This is a genomic window from Pseudomonas sp. G34 (assembly GCF_031119625.1).
Lineage (GTDB): Bacteria > Pseudomonadota > Gammaproteobacteria > Pseudomonadales > Pseudomonadaceae > Aquipseudomonas.
Genome location: NZ_JAVHZV010000029.1, coordinates 427,945 through 449,058 on the forward strand (window position 1 = coordinate 427,945; position 21,114 = coordinate 449,058).

Below are 21,114 nucleotides of genomic sequence, written 5' to 3' on the forward strand. Positions count from 1 at the left end.
ACAAGGGAGTTTCACTATGTTGAAGATCATTCTTGCCCGCCTGATTCTTACCGCTGACGAGCGCATATTGTTGGTTAACCTTCGCAAGCTCGAGAGAGGCGAACAAAAGTTTTTTCAGCGTGCTATTAAAGCAATGGCTTGCAGAACTGCTGGACAGTCTTGAACCAATGATCTAAATCAGTTAAAGCAAAATGGATCTTGCTCATGAACAAAAAAATGTTTGAGGTCAAACGCAACCATCACCATATCTGGGCGGACTACCTGCGGAGATGGTCAAGCGATGGGAAAAACATTTACTACACCACGAACAAGAAAAATATTGTATTGGACAGCGTACGAGGGGTTGCTAAAGAAAAAGATTTTTACAAGCTAACGGATCTAAGCAGTGTCGATATCAATCTCATCAGGGCTATGTCTCAAAACAGCCCATTAGAGTTGCAGCGACACCACATGCGTCATCTATCCGACTTCATAAAGCTAGATCAAACATACTGCAATTATAGAGCAACGAGACAACCTAATCCGAAGTTTGAAGCCGCACATCACGCGCTTAAGCATAACTTATTAGAGAACCTTCACTCTGCCCATGAACGAAGGGTGTTGCCAATTCTAAATAGACTAGCTGAAGGCGATCTGTCGGTATTGGGTTGTCTCGACCAGATGATCAAATTCCTAATGTATTTCGGACATCAATTCACAAGAACAAAAAACTTTAAAGATGCCGTTTTTTCTTCTCTACCTCGTACTAACGACTTGGAATGCCGGCTCGCAGACTCCATGGAGCACGCTTGGTGGTTCCATAGCTATATGATGGGAATGAATTTCGGTAAAAGTCTTTTTGACACCCGATTCAAAGACACTCATGCATTATTAGTCAACAATTCGCAACTACAATTTATAGCTTCAGATCAACCGATCATCAATATACATCGCTGCCTCGCAACAACGCCTAGAAACACGCCTCCAAAACATGCTGATTTTTATTATCCAATATCCCCGGTCATCGCATACGTAATTTGTGATTCCGACACTTTTGCTAGCGGCATCAATTTCGTCGACGAGCATCAAGTAAGGCAACTAAACGAGAAGCTAGCTAGACGAGCTAATGCACATATCTTTGGCCAATCCCGTGACTCACTTGCAGAACTTGTCTCAATCATAGGTAAAGATGAACCATGACCGTTTCAGAGTGAAGTTGAGGTTGTAGCTACGCAAACTACAACCCCCACCTGCTGCGCCCCTCACGCGAGGGCGCCACCATCGCGGCATGAACTCCTTTGCCGCCCTTGCCCGTCTGATCGAAAACCTTGTCCGCTTCGGCACCATCGCCGAGGTGGACGAGCCGAAAGCCCGCGTGCGCGTGAAGTCCGGCGAGCTGCTCACCACCTGGCTGCCCTGGTTGGCCCTGCGCGCCGGCGCTGACCGCCAGTGGAACCCGCCCACCGAGGGCGAACAGGTCGTGCTGCTCAGCCCTTCCGGCCTACTCGCTCAGGGCATTGCCCTCACCGGCCTGTTCAGCGAAGCCAACCCGGCCAACGGCGACCGCGCGGGCCTGCACCGCACCACATACCGCGACGGAGCGGTGATCGAGTACGACAGCGTCGCCCACCTGCTCACCGCCACTATTCCAGGCGCCGCCAACCTCAGCTGCAGCGCCGATATCACCATCAGCAGCGCCGCCAACATCACCATCAACGCCGAGGGCAACCTGGTCCTCAAGGGCGCCCGTGTGGACATAAACTGATGCCGGCCGTAGCCCGCCTCGGCGACACCTGCACCGGCCACGGCTGCTGGCCAGCGCGCGTCAACACCGCGGCAAGCCCCAACGTGAACATCAACGGCATCCCCGCCCACCGCCAGGGCGACGCCTGGGCACCCCACACCTGCCCCAGCATCCCGCAAACCCACGCCAGCAGCCTGGCCAGCGGCAGCGGTACCGTCTTCGTCAACGGCAAGCAGCTCGGCCGTGTGGGCGACCCCGTGGCATGCGGCTCCAGCGTTGCAGCGGGCAGCCCCAACGTATTCGCAGGGGGCTGACCATGGCCGGCCTATCCCGCACCACCGGCGCAGCCCTGGAAGGCGTCGAGCACCTGCGCCAGTCCATCGCCGACATCCTCACCACGCCAATCGGCTCGCGCGTCATGCGTCGCGAATACGGCAGCAACCTGCCGTTTCTGATCGACCAGCCCTTCAACGCCCACACCCGCATGCTCTGCTACGCCGCTACCGCCATGGCCCTCATGCGCTGGGAGCCCCGCGTGCGCCTCACCCACGTCAGCATCGCCCTGGGCGAAACACCCGGCGCAGTGGTTATCGACCTGGAAGGCACCCCCGTGGACGGCAACCAGCCCTACAACCTGCAAATTCCACTCGCCATGGGGGCCGCCACATGAGCTTCACCGCTATCGACCTCTCCCGCGTGCCAGCGCCCAACGTAGTCGAGGCCCTGGACTACGAGCAGATCCTCGGCGCCCTACTCGCCGAGTTCGCCGAGCGCTACCCGGCCATGGATCAGTTCCTCGAGTCCGACCCAGCCATCAAGCTGCTCGAGGTCTTCGCCTACCGTGAGCTGCTGCTACGCCAGCGCATCAACGAGGCGGCCAAGGCCGTCATGCTGCCCTACGCCCAGGGCGAGGATCTGGAAAACATCGGCGCCCTGTTTGGTGTTCAGCGCCTGGTCACTGCGCCCGGCGACCCGACTGCCTTTCCGTCAGTACCACCGCAGTACGAGAAAGACAGCGAGCTGCGCTACCGCATCCAGCTCTCACTCGAAGGCCTGAGCACCGCAGGGCCCGAGGGCGCCTACATCTTTCACGCCCTCAGCGCGAGCGGGGAAGTACTCGACGCTTCCGCAATAAGCCCCACCCCAGGTGTAGTCTTGGTCACAGTGCTATCGCGCACTGACGCCGGTGTGCCAAGCGCCGAGCTGCTCGCCACGGTCAACCGCGCGCTCACCGACGAATCGGTGCGCCCGCTGACTGATTACGTCCAGGTGCAGGCAGCTACCATCACCAACTACGCCATCAACGCCCGCTTGTACTTCTACGCCGGGCCCGACCGCGAAGTGGTCATGGCCAACGCCAGGGCTGCCGTAACGGCCTACGCCGCCGCTCAGCATCGCCTGGGGCGAGACGTAACCATCTCCGGCCTGCATGCCGCCCTGCACCAGCCAGGCGTGCAACGTGTCGAGCTGCAGAGCCCGGCCGCCAGCATCGTCGTCAGCCGCCAGGGCGCCACGTTCTGCACGGCTATCGAGCTGATCGACGGTGGGCTGGATGAATAAGCTGCCCAGCCTCCTACCGCCCAACGCCACCGCCCTCGAGCGGTCGCTCGAACAGCTTCAGGCCCGTTCCGCCACGGTCGCCGTGCCGTTGCGCGAGCTCTGGAACCCCGACACCTGCCCCGCGCCGCTACTTCCCTGGCTCGCCTGGACGCTCTCGCTCGACGGTTGGCAGCCCTACTGGCCCGAGTCCATCAAGCGCGAGCGAATCCGCATGGCCGTCGAGATCCAGCGCCGCAAGGGCACCGCCAAAAGCGTGCGCGACGTCGTGCGCAGCTTCGGCTCAAGCCTGGCCATCCGCGAATGGTGGCAGCTGGAGCCCAAAGGCACCCCGCATACCTTCGAGCTAGTGCTCACCCTCGGCGCCGGCGTGCCCAACACCATCGAGTACCAGCAGGACGTTATCGCCGAAGTCGAGCGCACCAAGCCCGTGCGCTCTCACTTCACCCTCACCATCGGCCTGGCAGCGTCTGGCGCCCTGGGCCTGGGCGGCGCGTCGCGCCCCATCACCTACCGCCGCATCCAATGCACCGAGGCACCTTGAATGGCCCTGAACATCACCATCACCAACGCCGGCCGGGCTGAAATCATCGCCGCCGAAAACAACGGCACAAACAAGGTCACCATCGCCGCGGTGGCCCTGGGCACGGCCCGTTACACGCCGCAGAAGTCCCAGGCCGCCCTGCAGGCCGAGGTCAAAAGGGTCACCAGCATCGCCGGTAAGGCCGTGGCAGACGACACCATCCACGTCATGGCCCTGGATGAATCCGACGCCACCTACAATGTCGGTGAGTTCGGCCTCATCAGTGACAAGGGCACGCTCATCGCCGTCTATTCGCAGCTCCCTGAGGCTGGCTGGATCATCCAAAAGGCACCGGCTTCCACCCTGCTGCTGGCCACCGATATCATCCTGGAGTCGCTCGGCACCGCCGCCATCCAGTTCGGCGACATCACCTTCATCAACCCGCCGGCCACTATCGATACCCCAGGCGTCGTCCAGCTTGAGGACAGTCTTACCAGTTCCAGCAGGGTCAAAGCCCTCACCGCCGCCATGGGCAAGAAGCTGCAGGATGAAAAAGAGGCCAACATCGCTGCCGGGGCCTCAACCCAATACTGGCGGGGCAACAAGACCTGGCGCGACTTCGCTACCGATGTTCGCGCCGCCGTGCTCACCGGTCTCAGCACCGCGTCGTCCACGGCAGTGGCAGCAGCCGATACCGTGCTTGTCGCGTTAGGCAAGCTCCAGGCACAAATCACGAGCCTGGCCACCAGCAAGCTGGATACAACCGCCAACGCCGCATCGGCCACCAAACTGCAGACCGCACGTACCATCGGTGGTGTTGCCTTTGACGGCACCGCCAATATCAACCTGCCGGGCGTCAACACAGGCGGCAATCAGAGCACTAGCGGCAATGCCGCCACTGCTACCAGGCTGCAAAACGCGCGCACCATCGGTGGGGCCGCATTCGATGGCACCGCCAATATCAACCTGCCTGGCGTCAACACCATCGGCAACCAGAACACCACCGGCAACGCGGCCACCTCCACCAAACTGCAAACAGCGCGCGCAATCAACGGCGTCGAGTTCGATGGTTCCGCGCCCATCACCATCGAAGCCAGGCCGGCGTACATCAATATCGCAGCCAACACTGATCTGGATGACCTGATCGGCTTCGGAGACTACTTCTGTCCGGCGAACGTAACGGTCGCAACCCTGGCCAACTGCCCAACCCACAATGCGTTCTACCTCAGGGTCTCAAGGCACGCCGGCGCGAGGCAGGAACTCTCGGAATATCCAACAGGTTTTTCAAGATCCTGGTTTCGCAACCGCTATGGCACCGTTTGGGGTAACTGGTACCGCGTCTATTCGGAGAATGACCCACAGCCTGACGTTACGGGCAACGCCGGTACAGCCTCCAAGCTGCAGGTAGCGCGCACGATCAACGGCGTGCCGTTCGATGGTTCTGCGCCAATCACCGTGCAAGACGGCACCAAGCTACCGACAGCAGGCGGCACCCTGACTGGCCGCGTCATAACTGCGGGAAGCCGTGACTCGGGCCTATACGGCAATTACAACCCAGCGTTAATTGATCACGTCTGGTCGATGGGCAACGCCTATCGGATTGCTGATGACGGCAGCACATTCGGCAATCTCTATGGCCTTGCCTACAAGCACACAACCAACACCAGCGGCGGAGCCATGGCCTTCGGCCACCAACTTGTTCTCTGCAGCAATGGAACGCCGTGCGCAGCAATTGGCTTCGCCGGTAACTTCTGGACATCTGGCACCTACATCGGCAGCGGTGCAGGGCTCACCGATATCCCGCAAGCCGGCGTGGCTGGCCTGGTTGTGGCACTGGCTGCCAAGGCTGCATTGGTAAGCCCGGCTTTTACCGGCACTCCAACCGCGGCAACACCACCACTGGGCAATAGCAGTACCCGGCTGGCCACCACCGAGTTCGTGCAAGACAACAGCACGCCGAAAGGCACAGTCGCCCATTTCGCTATGAGCAGCCCGCCAGCCGGCTGGCTGAAAGCCAACGGCGCTGCCGTCTCTCGCGCCACGTATTCCGACCTGTTCGCCGCCATCGGTACCACCTTCGGCGCGGGCAACGGCTCATCGACGTTCAACCTCCCCGATCTGCGTGGGGAGTTCATCCGCAGCTGGAGCGACGGCCGCACCGACCTCGACGGCGGACGCTCTTTCGGTACGGTTCAAGATCAGTTGCTCCAGGGCCACACGCACAGTGGAAACGCCACCCTGTCATTCCTGCGCGCAGGCGCGGGTGGCATCGGTGGCCCAGCTGCAGCCGCGTTGACCAGCCTCAGCACGGACTCCACCAGCGGCGGGCTCTCCGGCGAAACACGCCCCCACAACATCGCCTTGCTTGCCTGCATCCGTTACTGAGGTCTCACCATGCAAACCACTGCACCCACCATCTACAACTACAACCCAGCCACTGGCGAGTTGCTCGGCACCAGTCAGGCAGACCCCGACCCACTCGATGCCGACAACTGGCTGATTCCGGCCTGGGCCACTACCACAGAACCACCGGAGGCGGTCGCTGGCTCCGTACGCTGTTGGCGAGATGGTGCTTGGCACCAGTGCGAGGATAACCGCGGCACGCTTTATCAAATCACCAACGGTGAACCCATCCAGCACGCTCAGCTCGGCCCGCTGCCCGTAGGGTTCACCCGCGAGCCTGTCCCCGGGCAGCACTACACCTGGAACGGCAAAGAGTGGGTGTTCGACGAACAGGCAGCCCGAGCTGCATACGCCAGCGCCGCCTTGCTCGAGCGTAACCGCCTGCAGGTCGAAGCGACCGCACGCATTGCACCGCTGCAGGACGCCGCCGACCTTGAGGACGCTACCGAAGCCGAACGCGCCGAGCTCGAAGCCTGGAAGCGCTACCGCGTCGCCCTGAATCGCGTGCCGCTGCAAGACGCTTACCCCAACCCCATCGAATGGCCCACAGCGCCCAACTGATTTTCCTGGGGAGGGTTGCCCGCCATATGGCGGGCTTTTTTATGCCCGCACGCTGTAACCCGCCGGCCTACAACGCCCACCGCTCGCCGCGTTGCCGCGCGCGCGTCAGGCTCGGCACTGTCATTTCCCAACGCAGGCACCAGTCATGGCCGACGAATACCACCACGGCGTCCGAGTCCTCGAAATCAACGAGGGCACACGCCCCATCCGCACCATTTCCACCGCAATCGTCGGCATGGTCTGCACCGCAGAAGACGCTGACCTCATTGCCTTCCCGCTCAACACCCCCGTGCTGGTCACCAACGTGCAAGCGGCCATCAAGTCCGCCGGCGTCAAGGGCACCCTGGCCGCCAGCCTGCAGGCCATTGCCGACCAAACCAAACCGGTGACCGTCGTCGTTCGCGTGGCGGATGGCGAGGGTGCAACCGACGAGGAAAAGCTCGCCAGCCTCATCAGCAACATCGTCGGCACCACCACCGCCGAAGGCAAATACACCGGCATGAAGGCCCTGCTGGCGGCCAAATCGCAGCTCGGCGTCACCCCGCGCATTCTCGGTGTGCCGGGCCTCGACCCGCTGCCGGTAGCCACCGCCCTGGTCAGCATCGCCAAGCAGCTGCGCGCCTTCGCCTACGTCAGTGCTTATGGCTGCAAATCTGTCAGCGAGGCCATCGCCTACCGCGAAGGCTTCGGCGCCCGCGAAGTCATGGTCATCTGGCCGGATTTCAAACGCTGGAGCACTGCAGCCGACGCCACCGTCACCGCTCCAGCGGTCGCCGTCGCCCTCGGCCTGCGCGCCAAGCTCGACCAGGAACAGGGCTGGCACAAAACCCTGTCCAACGTCGCCGTGGACGGCGTTACCGGCATCAGCGCCGACGTGTTCTGGGATCTGCAGAACCCCGCCACCGACGCCGGCCTGCTCAACGCCGCCGAGGTCACCACGCTGATCAACCACAGCGGCTACCGTTTCTGGGGCTCGCGCACCTGCAGCGAAGATCCGCTGTTCGCCTTCGAGAACTACACCCGCACCGCCCAGGTGCTGGCCGACACCATGGCCGAGGGGCATTTCTGGGCCGTCGACAAGCCCCTGCATCCCTCCCTGGTGCGCGACATCATCGAGGGCATCAATGCCAAGTTCCGCGAGCTCAAGGCCGGCGGCTACATCATCGATGGCCAGTGCTGGTACGACCCCGAAGCCAACACCAAGGACACCCTCAAGGCCGGCAAGTTGTACATCGACTTCGACTACACCCCCGTGCCGCCCCTCGAGGATCTGAGCCTTCGCCAGCGCATCACCGACCGCTATCTGGCCGAATTCGCCAGCAGCATCAACGCCTGATCACCGGCGCCCCGCCACGCGGGGCCAGCCCACGCACTAGGAGCGCGCCACCATGGCCCTGCCTCTCAAACTGAAACAGATGAACCTCTTCAACGATGGCAACAGCTATCAAGGGCAGTGCGGCACCGTCACCCTGCCCAAGCTCACCCGCAAGCTCGAAGCCTGGCGCGGCGGCGGCATGGACGGTTCCGTCAAGGTCGACCTCGGCATGGGCGACGACGGCATCCAGCTGGAATGGACGATTGGCGGCTACGACCTGATCGCCGTTCGCCAATACGGCATCACCTCGGCCAGCGGCGTCATGCTGCGCTGGACAGGTGCCGCACAACGTGACGACACCGGCGAAACCGTCGCCGTGGAAGTTGTCGTGCGCGGCCGTCACGAAGAGATCGACTTCGGCGACGCTGCACCCGGTGAAGACACCGAGCAGAAAGTCATCACCACCTGCAGCTACTACAAGCTCATCGTCAACAGCCGCGTAGAGCTCGAAATCGACCTGCTCAACATGATCTTCATCGTCGACGGCGTCGACCGCTACCAAGAAATGCGCCGCGCCATCGGCCTGTAAACCTTTCGCACATATCCCGCCGGTTCGCCGGCGGCACTTCCCCAGTAAAGGAGCACCCCCATGGCCACCCCTGAGAAAGACAGCAACGCCAAAGCACCCGAAGCACCAGCGGCTGAAACCCAGGCAGCGAACCCCAATACCGTCGAGCTCGATACCCCTATCGTCCGCGGTGAAACCACCATCACTCACATCACCGTGCGCAAGCCCTTGTCTGGCGAGCTGCGTGGCACTTCCCTGGCCGAGCTCGCCAACCTGGACGTCAACGCCCTGCGCAAAGTGCTGCCACGCATCACCCTCCCAGCACTGACCGACGTTGAAGTCGGTCGCCTCGAACCCGCGGATCTACTCGATCTGGGCATGAAGGTGGGCAATTTTTTGTTGAAGAGGGCGCAGCGGGAGGAGATCAACACCTCCCTGACTGCGTAGAAAACGCCATGGCCGACCTGGCCATCGTTTTCGGCTGGGCGCCCCAGGATATGGACGCCCTCACCGTTACAGAACTAATGCAATGGCGCGAGCGCGCCCGAGTACGGAGTCAAGCGGATGGCCGCAAGTAACCTCAAACTGCAGGTCATCCTTTCCGCCCTCGATCGCGCTACCGCCCCGCTGAAAAAGATCCAGGGCGGCAGCCTCGGCGCTGCCCGCGCCCTGAAAGAATCACGCGACCGCCTCAAGGAGCTCAACAGCATCCAGAAGGATGTCAGCGCCTGGCGTGTGCAGCGCACCGCTGCCAAACAGACCGAAGACGCCCTGCAGGCCGCCCGTGATCGCGTCAAGGCACTCGGCGTGCAAATGCAGGCCACCGGGGTGCCCACCCGGCAGATGACGCGTGACCTCAAGGCCGCCATACGCGAAGCCACCGGGCTCAAGCGCGAACATCAGCAAAACCAGATCCAGCTCCAGGGCCTGCGCAACAAACTCAACGCCGCCGGCATCAGCACCCGCAACCTGGGCGCCGGCGAGCGCGACCTCAAGGCCAAGATCGCCGCCACCAACAGCGAACTGCTAAAGCAGGAGACGCGCCTCAAGCGCATCACTCAGCAAAAGCAGCGCCTGGCCAGAACCAAAGATCAGTACCAGCGCACCCAGGCCCATGCCGGCAGCATGGCCGCCAGCGGCGCCGGCGGCGTCGCCACCGGTACCGGCATCCTCTTCGGCATGCAGCGCCTGCTCGCACCAGGCGTCGAGTTCGACACCACCATGAGCAAGGTGCAGGCCCTCACCGGCCTGGCCAAGGGCGACGAGCAGCTCGCCGCGCTGCGCGCCCAGGCGCGCAAGCTGGGTGCCGAAACCATGTTCAGCGCTGGCGACGCCGCCAGCGGCCAGGCGTTTCTGGCCATGGCTGGCTTCACCCCCAAGGCCATCCAGGACGCCATGCCCGGCCTGCTCGACATGGCCAAGGCCGGCGATATGGATCTCGGCCGCACCGCCGATATCGCGTCCAACATCCTTGGCGGCTTCCGCATTGATCCCAGCCAGATGGGCAACGTGGCCGACGTGCTAACCAAGGCGTTCACCACCTCCAACATGAGCCTGGAGATGCTCGGCGACACCATGTCCTACGTCGGGCCGGTTGCTGCCACGGCAGGCATGGGCCTGGAAGAAGCCGCCGCCATGGCGGGCCTGCTCGGCAACGTCGGCATTCAGGCGAGCAAGTCCGGTACCACCCTGCGCGCCATGCTGCTGCGCCTGGCCGCGCCCATGGGCCCGGCGGAAAAGGCCATGAAGAAGCTGGGCATCCGCGCCAAGGACTCAGCCGGCAACGTCCGCAGCATCACCACTGTGCTCGGCGAGGTGGCCAAGGCTACCGAGAAAATGGGCACAGGTGATCGCCTGGAGTACCTCAAGGCCATCTTCGGTGAGGAACCGGCCGCCGGCATGGCCGAGCTGATCAACCAGGCCGGCGCCGGGGGCATCCTCAAGTACCTGGACGTGGTGAAAGACCACGCCGGCGCCGCCGGCCGCACCGCCAAGGTCATGGCCGACAACTTCACCGGCGACCTGGACGAGCTGTTCTCCGGCCTCGACGAAGTGCGCATCGAGCTGTTCGACCAGCAGAATGGCCCCCTGCGTGAATTCGTCCAGGGCCTCACCGTCATGGTCGGCCGCATTGGCGCCTGGGTGCGCGAAAACCCCGTGCTCACCGCGCAAATCACCAAGACGGTCGCCGGCCTGGGCCTGCTCATGGCCGTCATGGGCGGCATCACCCTGGCCCTAGCCAGCATCCTCGGCCCGTTCGCTATGGTGCGCTTCGCCATGATGCTGCTCGGCATAAAGAGCCTGGGCCTGGTCACCGCCTTGAAGTTCGTTGCCAGCGCACTGCTGTGGATCGCCCGCCTCGCCATGGCCAACCCCATCGGCCTGCTCATCACCGTGCTCGCCGGCGGCGCCTACCTCATCTACCAGAACTGGGACGCCGTGAAGGCCTACATGGCCGGCCTGTGGGCAGAGCTGAAGGAGGGCTTCAGCGGCGGCATCGGCAGCATCATCGCCACGCTTACCAACTTCAGCCCCCTGGGCCTGATCTACCGCGCTTTCGCCGGCGTGCTCAGCTACCTGGGCGTCGAACTGCCGGGCAAATTCACCGACTTCGGCGGCATGCTTATGGACGGCATGGTGAACGGCATCACCGCCGGCCTGGGCAAAGTGAAAAGCGCCATCACCGGTGCCGGCGAAAGCACCATCAGCTGGTTCAAGGAAAAGCTCGGCATCCACTCCCCGTCGCGCGTGTTCGCTCAGCTCGGCGGCTTCACCATGGCCGGCCTCGGCCAGGGCCTGGCCAAGGGCGAAGGCGGCGTGCTCAAGCAGGTGGCCAGCACCGCCAAGCAGCTCACCGCCGCCGGCGCTGCCACCTTGGGCCTGGGCTTCGGTCTGCCGGCGCTGGCCGATCAGCAGCCCCTGCAGTTCGACCGCCGCGCGCCGCTCACCGCCAACACGGGCGGCAACACCGTCATCCAGGGCGACACCATCACCATCAACATCAGCGCGGGCCCGGGCACCGACACAGCCGAGCTGCAGCGCATGCTCAACCGCCTGCTCGACGAGCGCGAGCGCCACAAAGCCACGCGCCTGCGCAGCAGCCTGCGCGACACGGACTGATCTACAACGGAGAGTCGAGAAATGATGATGTCCCTGGGCATGTTTGTGTTCAGCCTGCACACCCTCGCCTACCAGGAGTTTCAGCGCCAAACGGCCTGGCGGCATGGCAGCACCAGCCGCATCGGCACCAACCCTGCCCTGCAGTACCTGGGCCGTGGTGATGAAACCATCACCCTGCCTGGCACCCTGCTGCCCGAGCTGGCCGGCACGCCCATCAGCCTCGACGTACTGCGCCAGATGGCCGACACCGGCAAGGCCTGGCCCCTGGTCGAAGGCACCGGCCGCGTCTATGGCCTGTGGGTCATCGAAAGCCTCAGTGAAACCCGCTCCCTGTTCTTCTCGGATGGCGCCGCCCGGCGCATCGAATTCAACCTGGTGCTCAAGCGCGTCGACGACGGCCGCACCGACCTGCTCGGCAGCCTCACCGGCGTGCTCGGCAACATCCTCAGGAGCGTGCTGTGATCGATCGCGCGCTCACCTATGCCGGCGGGCACCTGCGCGAGGCGGCCGAGTCCTACCGCGAAGCGGCCGGCTACCCCACGCCGATCTGCCGCGTGGTGGTCGACGGCAACGACATCACCGCCGCCATCACCCAGCGCCTTATCAGCATCAACCTTACCGACAACCGCGGCCTCGAGGCCGACACGCTGGATATCCAGCTCAGCGACCACGACGGCCTGCTCGCCATCCCGCCACGCGGCGCCTTGGTGCGCCTGTGGCTGGGCTGGAGCGACACCGGGCTGATCGACAAAGGCAGCTACACCGTCGACGAAACCGAACACAGCGGCGCGCCGGACGTGCTCAACATCCGCGCCCGCAGCGCCGACCTGCGCAAAGGCCTCAAGGTAAAGCGTGAGCGCAGTTGGAACGCCGCCACTCTGGGCGCGGTCATCACAGCGCTGGCCACCGGCAACGGCCTGCAGGCCATCGTCGCCGGCGTGCTGGCCAGCATTCCCCTGGTGCACCTAGACCAGGCCAACGAGTCCGACGCCAACCTGCTCACCCGCCTCGGCCAGCAGCATGACGCCATCGCCACCGTAAAGGCCGGCCGCCTGCTGTTCATGCCCACCGGGGCCAGCACCACCGCCAGCGGCTTGGCACTGCCCCATATCACCCTCACCCGCGCACACGGCGACCAGCACCGCTTCCTGGAAGCCGACCGCGACGCCTACACCGGCGTGCGCGCCTACTACTACGAGGTCAACAGCGCCGCCAAGAAGGAGGCCATCGCCGGCGGCGGCGACAACCTCAAGGACCTGCGCCACACCTACACCGACCAGGCCACCGCCTTGGGCGCGGCGCGCGCCGAGTGGGCACGCCTGCAGCGCGGCACCGCCACCCTCAGCTACACCCTCGCCAAGGGCCGGCCAGAGCTCACCCCCGAGCTGACTTACAGCCTGGTCGGCATCAAACAGGAAATCGCCGCCATCATCTGGCTCGGCGGCAACGTGCAGCACGCCTTCACCCCCGAGGCCTACACCACCAGCCTCGAGCTGGAATCCCAGCTGCCGGAGAGCGAGATCGCCGACCTGGCCGAAAGCGCCGAGCGATACACCGGCGTACTCGCCTGGTACCGCGACGGGAAGACAGGGAAACAGGTCAAGATGACCAAGGGCGATCAGACCAAGCCCAAGCGGCTGACGCACCTGTACGCCAGCAAGGCCAGCGCCAAGCGGGCAGTAGATCGAGAGTCGAAGAAACTGCAAGCGATCAACGGCAACAAATAGAGCTGAACGCCCGCTGCTCGCCCCTGCTCACAATCTTTACAGGTAAGGGGGAGACCGTTATGGAAAACCGCGTCGAGCAACTCAGGGCAGCCACCGCAGGGCGTTACAGGATCTTCACAGAAGAAACTGACGATTGCTTTGAGATCATCTGCCTGGATCAGAAGTACAATCTGGTCACCAATCGCCGTATTTCTCGAACGCAGTTGCAGAACAGGGCCTTGATGACGGCGATCTACAGCGACCTTAGAATGAAGCTGGGCTGTCACTAAAACTGGTACGCAGCCGCGCGACCAGTGATGCACCACCGCAACACCCCCCTACGGCGCCACCAGTGAATAACTCGATTCTGTTAGTGGAAGACCAAGCGCTAGACCTGGAACTCACCCTTATTGCGCTGAGACGCGCCGGCATGGACGGTAATCTCACCGTGGTGCGCGACGGGCAAGAGGCGCTGGACTACCTCAAGTGCCATAGCCGCTTCGCCGACCGCGAGCCAGGCAACCCTTCGTTGGTCATTATGGACCTCGCAACACCTAAGCTCAGCGGCCTTGAGCTGCTCGAGGCCATTCGAGGTTGCGAGCTTCTGCACGATATTCCAGTTGTCGTACTCACCAACTCTCGCGATCCTGCTGCCAAGCAGAAGGCACACGACCTGCAGGTCAGTTCCTACGTCGTAAAGCCGTTGGCATTGGAGGATTTCGTAGCCGCAGTCAGCGAGCTGGGCGTTCTGCAAGCGGCGAGTCGATATAGAGCCAGACGTCAGCCGACTGCCGGCTGACATACCAGAGCGCTGCTCAGCGCTCGCTCTTCATCCTGTCCAACTCGCGATGCAAGCCTTCGACAAAGGCGCTGATGGAACTCCAGCTCATCAGCTGGCTGCTGGAAATACCTGTCAGATTGAGCAGCACGGCCTCAGTATTGGGGTCGCTTACGCGGATGGACACGAACCCTTCTGTCGAAATAGTGCATTTGCAGATGTAGGGCACGAATGAGGCCTCGATCAGCTGGCGCTGCTGCAGCATTGACATCATGAGCTGACACTCTGAGGGGCCCCACTTTCGTGAGAAAGGCCGAAGGCGGCGAAAAAACGCGCAGGAGTATGAATGACTTTGTACCTCTTTGCCTTATAACTTTTTGTGTAGCAACGAACATCTATCGCTTTATGAATAATACTGGCCACCTATACCCTTCTGATTAATCCAACGTTCAGCCTCTCACCCCAATCACCTCGTCCCACCTGGTCGTGTAACACCGGCTCTTCATCTCCCGCTTCATACCCCACCAGGGGTCAACCGGCACCCGGCCAAGCCGCAGGGTGCCGGCGCCCTCCCGCCTGTTGATCGCATCCACCGCCGCCATCACCCGGTCACTGCCGGCCCGGGCTGCCGGAGCGAACAGATCCGCCGTCACCTCACCGCGCTGGCTCAAATCCATCAGCAGAATCGAGCATTTCGAGTACGCGAAGCCCGGCCGGTAGATCGCGTCCAGGGCGCGCAGCGCCGGCGCCAGAATGTCCCGCGTGTCATCGGTGGGCACAGGCAGCGCCACGGTCAGTGCATTGGCGTAGCGCGGCAGCTCAGGGTTGTGGATCTGCGTCTTGAGCCCGATCTGGATCGCTCCGCACAGGCTCTGCTGGCTGCGCAGCTTCTCGGCCGCCCGCGTCACGTAGGTGGCCAGGGCCTCACGAATCGGCGCCAGGTCTTCGAGCTTCTCGCCAAACATTTTGCTCGAGCAGATGGCCTGTTTCGGCGGCGGGCCATCGTTGAAGTCCAGGCAGCTCACCCCACGCAGCTCGCGCGCGGTGCGTTCCAGGGTCACCCCGAACTGCTTACGCAGGGTAGCGACGTCGAAGTGCGCCAAGTCCCACGCGGTTTTGATGCCCAGGGCCTGCAGCTGGGGCGCCAGGCGCCGGCCGATGCCCCACACCTCGTCCACTGGCGCGATGCGCAACAGCTTGGCCTGGCGGGCCGGGTCGGTCAGGTCGACCACGCCGCCGGTGGCCGGCCACTTCTTTGACGCCCAGTTCGCAAGCTTGGCCAGCGTCTTCGTGGTGCTGATGCCCACACCCACCGGCATGCCGATATCGCGCAGCAGGCGCGCCCGCACCTGGCGGCCGAGGCTGTCCAGGTCAGCGATGCCGGTCAGGTCGGCCCAGCACTCGTCAACGCTGTACACCTCGATACCCGGCACCATATCGCGGATGGTGCGCATCACCCGGTTGCTGATGTCCGCGTACAGCGTGTAGTTGCTCGATCGCACCACCACCCCGCCGGCGCGCAACTGGTCCCGTACCTTGAAGTACGGCGCCCCCATGGGAATGCCCAGGGCCTTCACTTCCGCCGTGCGGGCGATCACGCAGCCGTCGTTATTCGAGAGCACGACCACGGGCTTGTGCTTCAGGGCCGGCTGGCAGATGCGCTCGCAGCTGCAGTAGAAGCTGTTGCAGTCGATCAGTGCGAATACCTGGTTCATGCTCAGCGCCCCACGTAGCTGATCACCCAGCGCACTACGCCCCAGATCTGCACGCACTCTTCGTATTCGAGGTTGATGTCCGGGGTAAAGCGGCTGGGCGCGCGCAGCACCAGGTTGCCGTTACCGTCATCGATCATCAGGCGCACGCGGTAGCAACCATCGTCCTCAAGGTCGACCACCACGTATTGCTCGCGCTTGGTGATGGTGCCGCGGTCAACCACCAGCCGGTCGCCGGGGTACATGCCAAAGCCGATCAGGCTGTCATCCTCCACCCGTACCACCCACACATGGGGCGCCCCCAGGCTGGTCAGCGCGTCGAGTGAAAGGCCCTCTTCCTTCTCGTCCTCGGCAGGGGATTGAAAGCCCGTGATGCGCAGTTCCTTGGCTTCGGGCAACAGGTGGGCGAGCCGCTGGTTGCGGCCCAGAATGGTGAGTGACATGGGGGTAATTCTCGGATTACTGTATGCACATACAGTAATCGAGGCATCCCCATCATGGCAAAAGGCAACTCCCGAACGGCAGCCTCTCCCAACACCTACGAGCTGCTCGGAGCCCGAGTTCAGCGGGTTATCAACTCACCGGCCGCGCAAAAATCCCGATCAGCGGTATTGCTCCGCGCCGAGGGCGACAGCCCGGACGACTGGTCGCGGATCCTCGATGAGATCAGCGAGAACGACAACGTCACCATCGCCTGGCGCGACGATGGTGTGCAGCTGTTCTGGACGGTGCCGAAGGAAGATTGAGCCCCATAAGAAACCGGCAGTTGGCCGGTGCATGTATAAGCGATAGTCACTCTGCTGGAGGACTCTGCCAAAAAGGTTTCTTGCCATCCTGGCTGTCGAAGTTACGCCGCGCTTTTCGGAAGTCCTCCACGTTCTCAACGACCCACGTCCATATGGGAGACATGCGTACCAGCAGCCCCATCCCAAGCGGTGTGAGTTCGTACTCAACACGTGGGGGAATTTCGCCGAACTCTCGGCGAATCACCAGGCCATCGCGTTCCATTGAGCGGAGGGTCTTCGTCAGCATTCGCTGAGTCACGCCCGCCATCTGCCGCTTTATCTCAGCGTGGCGCATCGTTCCGTACACGCCTAGGGCATGCAGAATGCCCAGTGACCAACGGCTACCAGCGTGTGCGAGCACCTCCCGCCTGACGCCGTCGTCATCCTCCCTAAGCGTTTGGCAGATCATCTCTGCCTGTCTGAGCGCTTCCTGATCGGTCATTTCTACACCTGGTATCACACGTGTGCCTTCTTACGAGTGTTGCTGGATCGTGACAGCATTTGCCCATCTTATTCGCCAACCGGTCTCAGGAGAAATCATGACTACAGCGACCCAACCCTCTCCCCAATCGATCCTTGTACTCGGCGCTGGTGAGCTTGGCCTTCCCGTTCTGCGCAATCTCGCGCGCGTGGCAAAGCGTGTGCCTGGCTCCAAAATCAGTGTCCTGCTGAGGGACTCAACCATTAACACCGATGCGTCGGAGAAGAAGTTAGAAATCGACGAGCTCAAAGGCCTAGGTATCCACATGATCCCTGCGGACCTAGTGAATGACTCGATCGATCAGCTGGCTGAGATTTTCGCACGGTTCGACACCGTGATTGGCTGCGCAGGAATGGTCGCCGGCCGCGAAACACCCATGAAATTGGCAACAGCAGCCCTCAAATCTGGTGTTAGGCGCTACTTCCCATGGCAGTTCGGCGTTGACTTCGAGGTAATTGGCCGGGGCAGTCCTCAGGATCTGTTTGACGCCCAACTCGACGTGCGCGAGCTGCTGCGCGCCCAGGACAAAACGGAGTGGGTAATCATCTCCACGGGCATGTTCACCAGCTTCCTTTTCGAGCCTGTTTTTGAGGTTGTGGACTTCGAAAACGATACCGTGAACGCCCTAGGCGGCCTTGATAACAGCGTGACCCTGACCACACCGGACGACATCGGTAAGCTCACAGCGGAAATCGTGTTCTTCGAGCCGCGCTTCCGCAATGAAATTGTCTACCTGTCCGGCGATACAGTGCAGTACGGCGAAGTAGCAGGCATCCTCGAGCGTGTGCTCGGCCGCCCGTTCAAGCGCAACGTATGGACGGTTCCACAACTGCTCGACGAACTTCAGAAAGATCCCACCCACCACATCAAGAAATACCGCGCTGTGTTCGCGCAAGGCCGAGGTGTGTCTTGGCCCAAAGCCGAGACGTTCAATGAACAGCAGTCCATTCCAGTTACCACTGCAGAGCAGTGGGCCAAGGCAAATCTTCCCGGCAGAAAGTAGGTAACCCCAACAAACACCCCGGCACCTGGCCGGGGTTTTCTATTACCGCCTCGCCTTATGGACGGCCATCGCCTCGATCGCGCGGCGCATAAAGGCCTGCTCGCCTTCGTCCAGTTGCCGGTAGAAGCGGATCAGCATCCGCTCGGTCGGTGTCAGTGGTTCCTTATCGAGCTGGGCAACCTCGCAGCCTGGTTGACGACCCTCAGCCCCTTTCCCATCTCTCATCGTTCTGCATGCTCCATGTTGTGCAGTGGAGCGTGCAGCCTCGCCATGTGACGGCGTGGTTTCTACCCGAGTGGCACCTCATCGCCGATCAGCACGGCGTTGCCGGTGTCGCCCTCTTCGCAATCCTCGGTGGGTTCCCACTCCAGCGTGCCGCCGGGCTCGTCCAGGAAGAGTTCGAGGCGGCGCTCCAGGCAGCCTTCGGCCATGCTGGCGGTGGCCTGCAGGCGTTCGTCCGTCCAGTCGGTCACGGTGTAGAGGTAGGTTTCGGCTTCCAGGTCGGCGCCTTCGTCGTGGTGGTGCACATTGGCGAATGCCTCGGTGCAAAGCTGCTTATCGCGGTAGCAGCGAATCTCCACCGCGCTGCGGCCTGGCAGGCTATAGCCGTGCTCAGCCGCCCAGCCGCCGAACGCCACCAGCTGCCCGGCCTCCTGCTCGATCCACAGCGGCGGAACGGTAACGACGGGATGCTCGATGGAGTTGGAATTGAGGAACCACGTTGTGGCGTAGGCCGTAACAAGCGCGGTTAGTAAGCTGGAGATGACGATATTTGTGCGTGACATGAGAGAGTCCTTTCGTGAGTCGCGCCGTCCTGGCAGCTTAGAGTGTAGATGAACTTAGAACCTCGCCTTAATTAAGGAACTGCCGTCGATTATAAGTGGCTGCACTGTGCATCAGGAATCATCTTCCTTATTTTTTTCTAAGATATTTGGTTGCGAGGTGTAGCGGTCTGCGAGATCCTGAAGACCTTTCAATAAGTTTGGCTCTACTACTGGCCCCAACCCCATACCCAAACCCTTATCAAGTGAAAAAATTTGTCTCTGTGGGACTGAGTGCATCAAAGTTTCGACGTGTTGCTTTGTCGCTTCCAGCTCAGATGTCAGGCTCACAACCTTGTCTTTCTCACGCCCAAGCAACCTCTCCAACATCGCAGCCTGGCTCATTGCGTCCGCAAGTAAAGCGGCGTTTGAGTTATGCTTCGCATTAAGTTCCTCATGGGCTTGCTGCAGGATATCGTAGTCTTTATTAAGCTCATCAACCTGATCAGCCCGCTCGCTTGTCAATTTCTGAATAGCCAACTTCCCTTCTACAATTAAGGCTTCTGCTTTCTCGAGCGCAACTTTAGATTTATCTGATTGCTCAGATTTACGTTCAACCTCGGACTCAAGCCCTCGAATGATCGCTTGATAGTGTTCATGTAGCTGCTTCGCTTCGTCGGGTAGCAATATCCTACCCTCAGCAGCCTTTGCCTTAACCTTCCTGGTAAGGCCATCTTGCCAAATGCTGTACTTTAAAATCTCCCTAGAAATAAATGGATATGCGATTACAAACGCAAGTGCAGAGACCGCAGGATAGAGCAATGCACCCTCTAACAGAGCAGAAGGCATACGGTATAACTGCCGCATGAAATCAAATTTTTCAGCAGGCTCTAGCTCCGAGAAAAGCACAAAGAATATTTTGTAATTCCATGCAGCCCATGAAAGTGCGAATGAAAGCAGAAGCGGACTACTGAGCCGTTCTTGCACATAACCATTTAAAGAAGCAAGATATTCACTAAAGCTCATTAATTAGCCTATTGCCATAACAATGAAAGCTGCCATTTAGTTTGTGCTGAATCAAAAATTTATTGCTTTCCACTTCCCGGGTAGCGACAAATAAATCCGCCCGCCTTATTCTCCGATATAACTGCACCAGTAACAATTAACGAACTAGGGCCTTTTATCTAAGTCCTTATTTAAAATAAGGCTAAATCAAATCCAAGTCAGAAATTAAACCATTGATAATGTCGTCAATTTTGTGATACCGCCTATGTGCGGCACTATGAAGCGCCGATAGGATACTATATTCGTTGGAATTATTTTCCACTGAATAATGACGATCAATCTGCTCACCTTGCTTGTTCAAAATACATATATCAATTATGGTGCCATCGCTGCCATCCCACTCATCCGCGTAGTAGTACCGATCAACAGTCACCGATGTATTGCCAATTTTACATATAAACTCGTTATCCCTAGACGTTTTAGCCCAATCTAGTGATGAATCTGCAGTTTTCATTGTAAGCTTGGCTATGAGATCCTTGATTCTATCATCCATAAATCACCCCTTATTCTTGGTCATGCTCTGTATTACAGAGAGTAAGTCGATCGTTTTCTCAAGCATTTCGTTTACGCTTGCAATTTCATCACTGCTCATCTTGCCAGTCGGGGCCTTCTCAAAACCATTAATAACAACATTCAACAGGAGTATTTGATCCCCTGCACTTTCTGAGTGTTCAGACTTAATACTTTGATCGGACGAGTGGGCAATGTCGTAGAGAATCTGCTTTAATTCCTGAATCCTAGGAATGGCTATTTCTCGCTTCCTATTTCGGCAGTGATTTTGTATTTCCTGAGCAACCTTTATCCCTCTTGCCCAGTCAGCCACACATGAGAGAAGTAAAACCTGCTCCTTTGTGGCGCTAGCAGTTCTAGATATAACCTCTGACTCTCGTCTAATCAGTGATATCTGGACGATGGTGTATAACAATCCTGCGATTGAGCCGACGGTACCAATTATTGAAATAAGTTTAAGGGTAAAATCGCTTAGCTCAGATATTGCAATGAAATACGAAACCAAAGGCACGGTTAGCATCAGAGCTACGAGCACCAATGCCA

The 21,114-nt window shown here is 60.5% G+C and carries 28 protein-coding genes; 20 read left to right on the plus strand and 8 right to left on the minus strand.

Annotated features, from left to right (window positions below; translation table 11 throughout):
- Positions 1–16 precede the first annotated feature (16 nt).
- The 18 genes from QYS36_RS20280 (at position 17) to QYS36_RS20365 (ending at position 14,275) form a co-directional block, all read left to right on the plus strand.
- On the plus strand, positions 17–163 hold the full coding sequence (locus QYS36_RS20280) for a hypothetical protein (RefSeq protein WP_308841163.1): 147 nt from the start codon (positions 17–19) through the stop codon (positions 161–163).
- 41 nt (positions 164–204) lie between these two features.
- Positions 205–1,179 carry a DUF4238 domain-containing protein gene (locus QYS36_RS20285; protein ID WP_308841164.1) on the plus strand — a complete coding sequence of 325 codons (975 nt, stop codon included), beginning with the start codon at positions 205–207 and terminating at the stop codon, positions 1,177–1,179.
- 88 nt (positions 1,180–1,267) lie between these two features.
- Positions 1,268–1,744 (plus strand): phage baseplate assembly protein V, encoded by a 477-nt coding sequence (locus QYS36_RS20290; RefSeq protein ID WP_308841165.1) that lies wholly within the window; start codon positions 1,268–1,270, stop codon positions 1,742–1,744.
- A complete protein-coding gene (locus tag QYS36_RS20295; RefSeq protein ID WP_308841166.1) occupies positions 1,744–2,037 on the plus strand; it encodes a PAAR domain-containing protein in 294 nt (97 codons plus the stop codon). The genes QYS36_RS20290 and QYS36_RS20295 overlap by 1 nt, the downstream gene beginning before the upstream one ends.
- A 2-nt stretch (positions 2,038–2,039) precedes the next feature.
- Positions 2,040–2,393: a GPW/gp25 family protein gene (locus QYS36_RS20300; RefSeq protein ID WP_308841167.1), complete on the plus strand. Its 354-nt coding sequence runs from the start codon at positions 2,040–2,042 to the stop codon at positions 2,391–2,393.
- Complete coding sequence (locus tag QYS36_RS20305) at positions 2,390–3,283, plus strand: baseplate J/gp47 family protein (protein ID WP_308841168.1); 894 nt, start codon at positions 2,390–2,392, stop codon at positions 3,281–3,283. Before QYS36_RS20300 ends, QYS36_RS20305 begins: the two co-directional genes overlap by 4 nt.
- A complete protein-coding gene (locus QYS36_RS20310; protein WP_308841169.1) occupies positions 3,276–3,824 on the plus strand; it encodes a phage tail protein I in 549 nt (182 codons plus the stop codon). Before QYS36_RS20305 ends, QYS36_RS20310 begins: the two co-directional genes overlap by 8 nt.
- A complete protein-coding gene (locus tag QYS36_RS20315; protein ID WP_308841170.1) occupies positions 3,825–6,188 on the plus strand; it encodes a tail fiber protein in 2,364 nt (787 codons plus the stop codon).
- A gap of 9 nt (positions 6,189–6,197) precedes the next feature.
- Positions 6,198–6,767: a tail fiber assembly protein gene (locus tag QYS36_RS20320; protein WP_308841171.1), complete on the plus strand. Its 570-nt coding sequence runs from the start codon at positions 6,198–6,200 to the stop codon at positions 6,765–6,767.
- A 145-nt stretch (positions 6,768–6,912) separates the two neighbouring features.
- The gene (locus QYS36_RS20325) at positions 6,913–8,103 is read left to right on the plus strand and encodes a phage tail sheath protein (protein ID WP_308841172.1); all 1,191 of its coding nucleotides are present in this window, start codon (positions 6,913–6,915) and stop codon (positions 8,101–8,103) included.
- Between the two features lie 52 nt (positions 8,104–8,155).
- Positions 8,156–8,671 (plus strand): phage major tail tube protein, encoded by a 516-nt coding sequence (locus QYS36_RS20330; RefSeq protein WP_308841173.1) that lies wholly within the window; start codon positions 8,156–8,158, stop codon positions 8,669–8,671.
- Between the two features lie 60 nt (positions 8,672–8,731).
- Complete coding sequence (locus QYS36_RS20335; RefSeq protein WP_308841174.1) at positions 8,732–9,097, plus strand: phage tail assembly protein; 366 nt, start codon at positions 8,732–8,734, stop codon at positions 9,095–9,097.
- An 8-nt stretch (positions 9,098–9,105) separates the two neighbouring features.
- Positions 9,106–9,228 carry a GpE family phage tail protein gene (locus tag QYS36_RS20340; protein WP_308841175.1) on the plus strand — a complete coding sequence of 41 codons (123 nt, stop codon included), beginning with the start codon at positions 9,106–9,108 and terminating at the stop codon, positions 9,226–9,228.
- Entirely contained in the window at positions 9,215–11,770 is a 2,556-nt protein-coding gene (locus tag QYS36_RS20345; RefSeq protein WP_308841176.1) for a phage tail tape measure protein, read from the plus strand. Before QYS36_RS20340 ends, QYS36_RS20345 begins: the two co-directional genes overlap by 14 nt.
- Positions 11,771–11,791: 21 nt before the next feature.
- The gene (locus tag QYS36_RS20350) at positions 11,792–12,232 is read left to right on the plus strand and encodes a phage tail protein (protein WP_308841177.1); all 441 of its coding nucleotides are present in this window, start codon (positions 11,792–11,794) and stop codon (positions 12,230–12,232) included.
- Positions 12,229–13,497 (plus strand): phage late control D family protein, encoded by a 1,269-nt coding sequence (locus QYS36_RS20355; protein WP_308841178.1) that lies wholly within the window; start codon positions 12,229–12,231, stop codon positions 13,495–13,497. Before QYS36_RS20350 ends, QYS36_RS20355 begins: the two co-directional genes overlap by 4 nt.
- Before the next feature lie 59 nt (positions 13,498–13,556).
- Entirely contained in the window at positions 13,557–13,766 is a 210-nt protein-coding gene (locus QYS36_RS20360) for a hypothetical protein (protein WP_308841179.1), read from the plus strand.
- A gap of 62 nt (positions 13,767–13,828) precedes the next feature.
- Positions 13,829–14,275: a response regulator gene (locus QYS36_RS20365; protein WP_308841180.1), complete on the plus strand. Its 447-nt coding sequence runs from the start codon at positions 13,829–13,831 to the stop codon at positions 14,273–14,275.
- Positions 14,276–14,291: 16 nt separating this feature from the next.
- On the opposite strand, the gene QYS36_RS20370 is transcribed toward QYS36_RS20365, so the two are convergent.
- From QYS36_RS20370 to QYS36_RS20380, 3 genes are all read right to left on the minus strand, one after another.
- A complete protein-coding gene (locus QYS36_RS20370; protein WP_308841181.1) occupies positions 14,292–14,519 on the minus strand; it encodes a DUF1652 domain-containing protein in 228 nt (75 codons plus the stop codon).
- Positions 14,520–14,703: 184 nt separating this feature from the next.
- Positions 14,704–15,969: a Y-family DNA polymerase gene (locus QYS36_RS20375; protein WP_308841182.1), complete on the minus strand. Its 1,266-nt coding sequence runs from the start codon at positions 15,967–15,969 to the stop codon at positions 14,704–14,706.
- 2 nt (positions 15,970–15,971) lie between these two features.
- Entirely contained in the window at positions 15,972–16,409 is a 438-nt protein-coding gene (locus QYS36_RS20380) for a S24 family peptidase (RefSeq protein WP_308841183.1), read from the minus strand.
- Between the two features lie 54 nt (positions 16,410–16,463).
- On the opposite strand from QYS36_RS20380, the gene QYS36_RS20385 reads away from it, so the two are divergent.
- Positions 16,464–16,712 (plus strand): DUF1654 domain-containing protein, encoded by a 249-nt coding sequence (locus QYS36_RS20385; protein WP_308841184.1) that lies wholly within the window; start codon positions 16,464–16,466, stop codon positions 16,710–16,712.
- Between the two features lie 46 nt (positions 16,713–16,758).
- Here the strand turns inward: QYS36_RS20385 and QYS36_RS20390 are convergent, their stop codons facing one another.
- On the minus strand, positions 16,759–17,193 hold the full coding sequence (locus tag QYS36_RS20390) for a helix-turn-helix domain-containing protein (RefSeq protein WP_308841185.1): 435 nt from the start codon (positions 17,191–17,193) through the stop codon (positions 16,759–16,761).
- A gap of 97 nt (positions 17,194–17,290) precedes the next feature.
- Here QYS36_RS20390 and QYS36_RS20395 point away from each other — a divergent pair, with 97 nt between their 5' ends.
- Positions 17,291–18,235: an aromatic alcohol reductase gene (locus QYS36_RS20395; RefSeq protein ID WP_308841186.1), complete on the plus strand. Its 945-nt coding sequence runs from the start codon at positions 17,291–17,293 to the stop codon at positions 18,233–18,235.
- Positions 18,236–18,522: 287 nt separating this feature from the next.
- On the opposite strand, the gene QYS36_RS20400 is transcribed toward QYS36_RS20395, so the two are convergent.
- From QYS36_RS20400 to QYS36_RS20415, 4 genes are all read right to left on the minus strand, one after another.
- Positions 18,523–19,020: a hypothetical protein gene (locus QYS36_RS20400; RefSeq protein WP_308841187.1), complete on the minus strand. Its 498-nt coding sequence runs from the start codon at positions 19,018–19,020 to the stop codon at positions 18,523–18,525.
- Between the two features lie 111 nt (positions 19,021–19,131).
- The gene (locus tag QYS36_RS20405; RefSeq protein ID WP_308841188.1) at positions 19,132–20,022 is read right to left on the minus strand and encodes a hypothetical protein; all 891 of its coding nucleotides are present in this window, start codon (positions 20,020–20,022) and stop codon (positions 19,132–19,134) included.
- A 181-nt stretch (positions 20,023–20,203) separates the two neighbouring features.
- Positions 20,204–20,554, minus strand: a complete 351-nt coding sequence (locus tag QYS36_RS20410) for a hypothetical protein (RefSeq protein WP_308841189.1) — start codon at positions 20,552–20,554, stop codon at positions 20,204–20,206.
- Between the two features lie 3 nt (positions 20,555–20,557).
- Positions 20,558–21,106, minus strand: coding sequence for a hypothetical protein (locus QYS36_RS20415; RefSeq protein ID WP_308841190.1), 549 nt, complete (start codon positions 21,104–21,106; stop codon positions 20,558–20,560).
- Positions 21,107–21,114 lie beyond the last annotated feature (8 nt).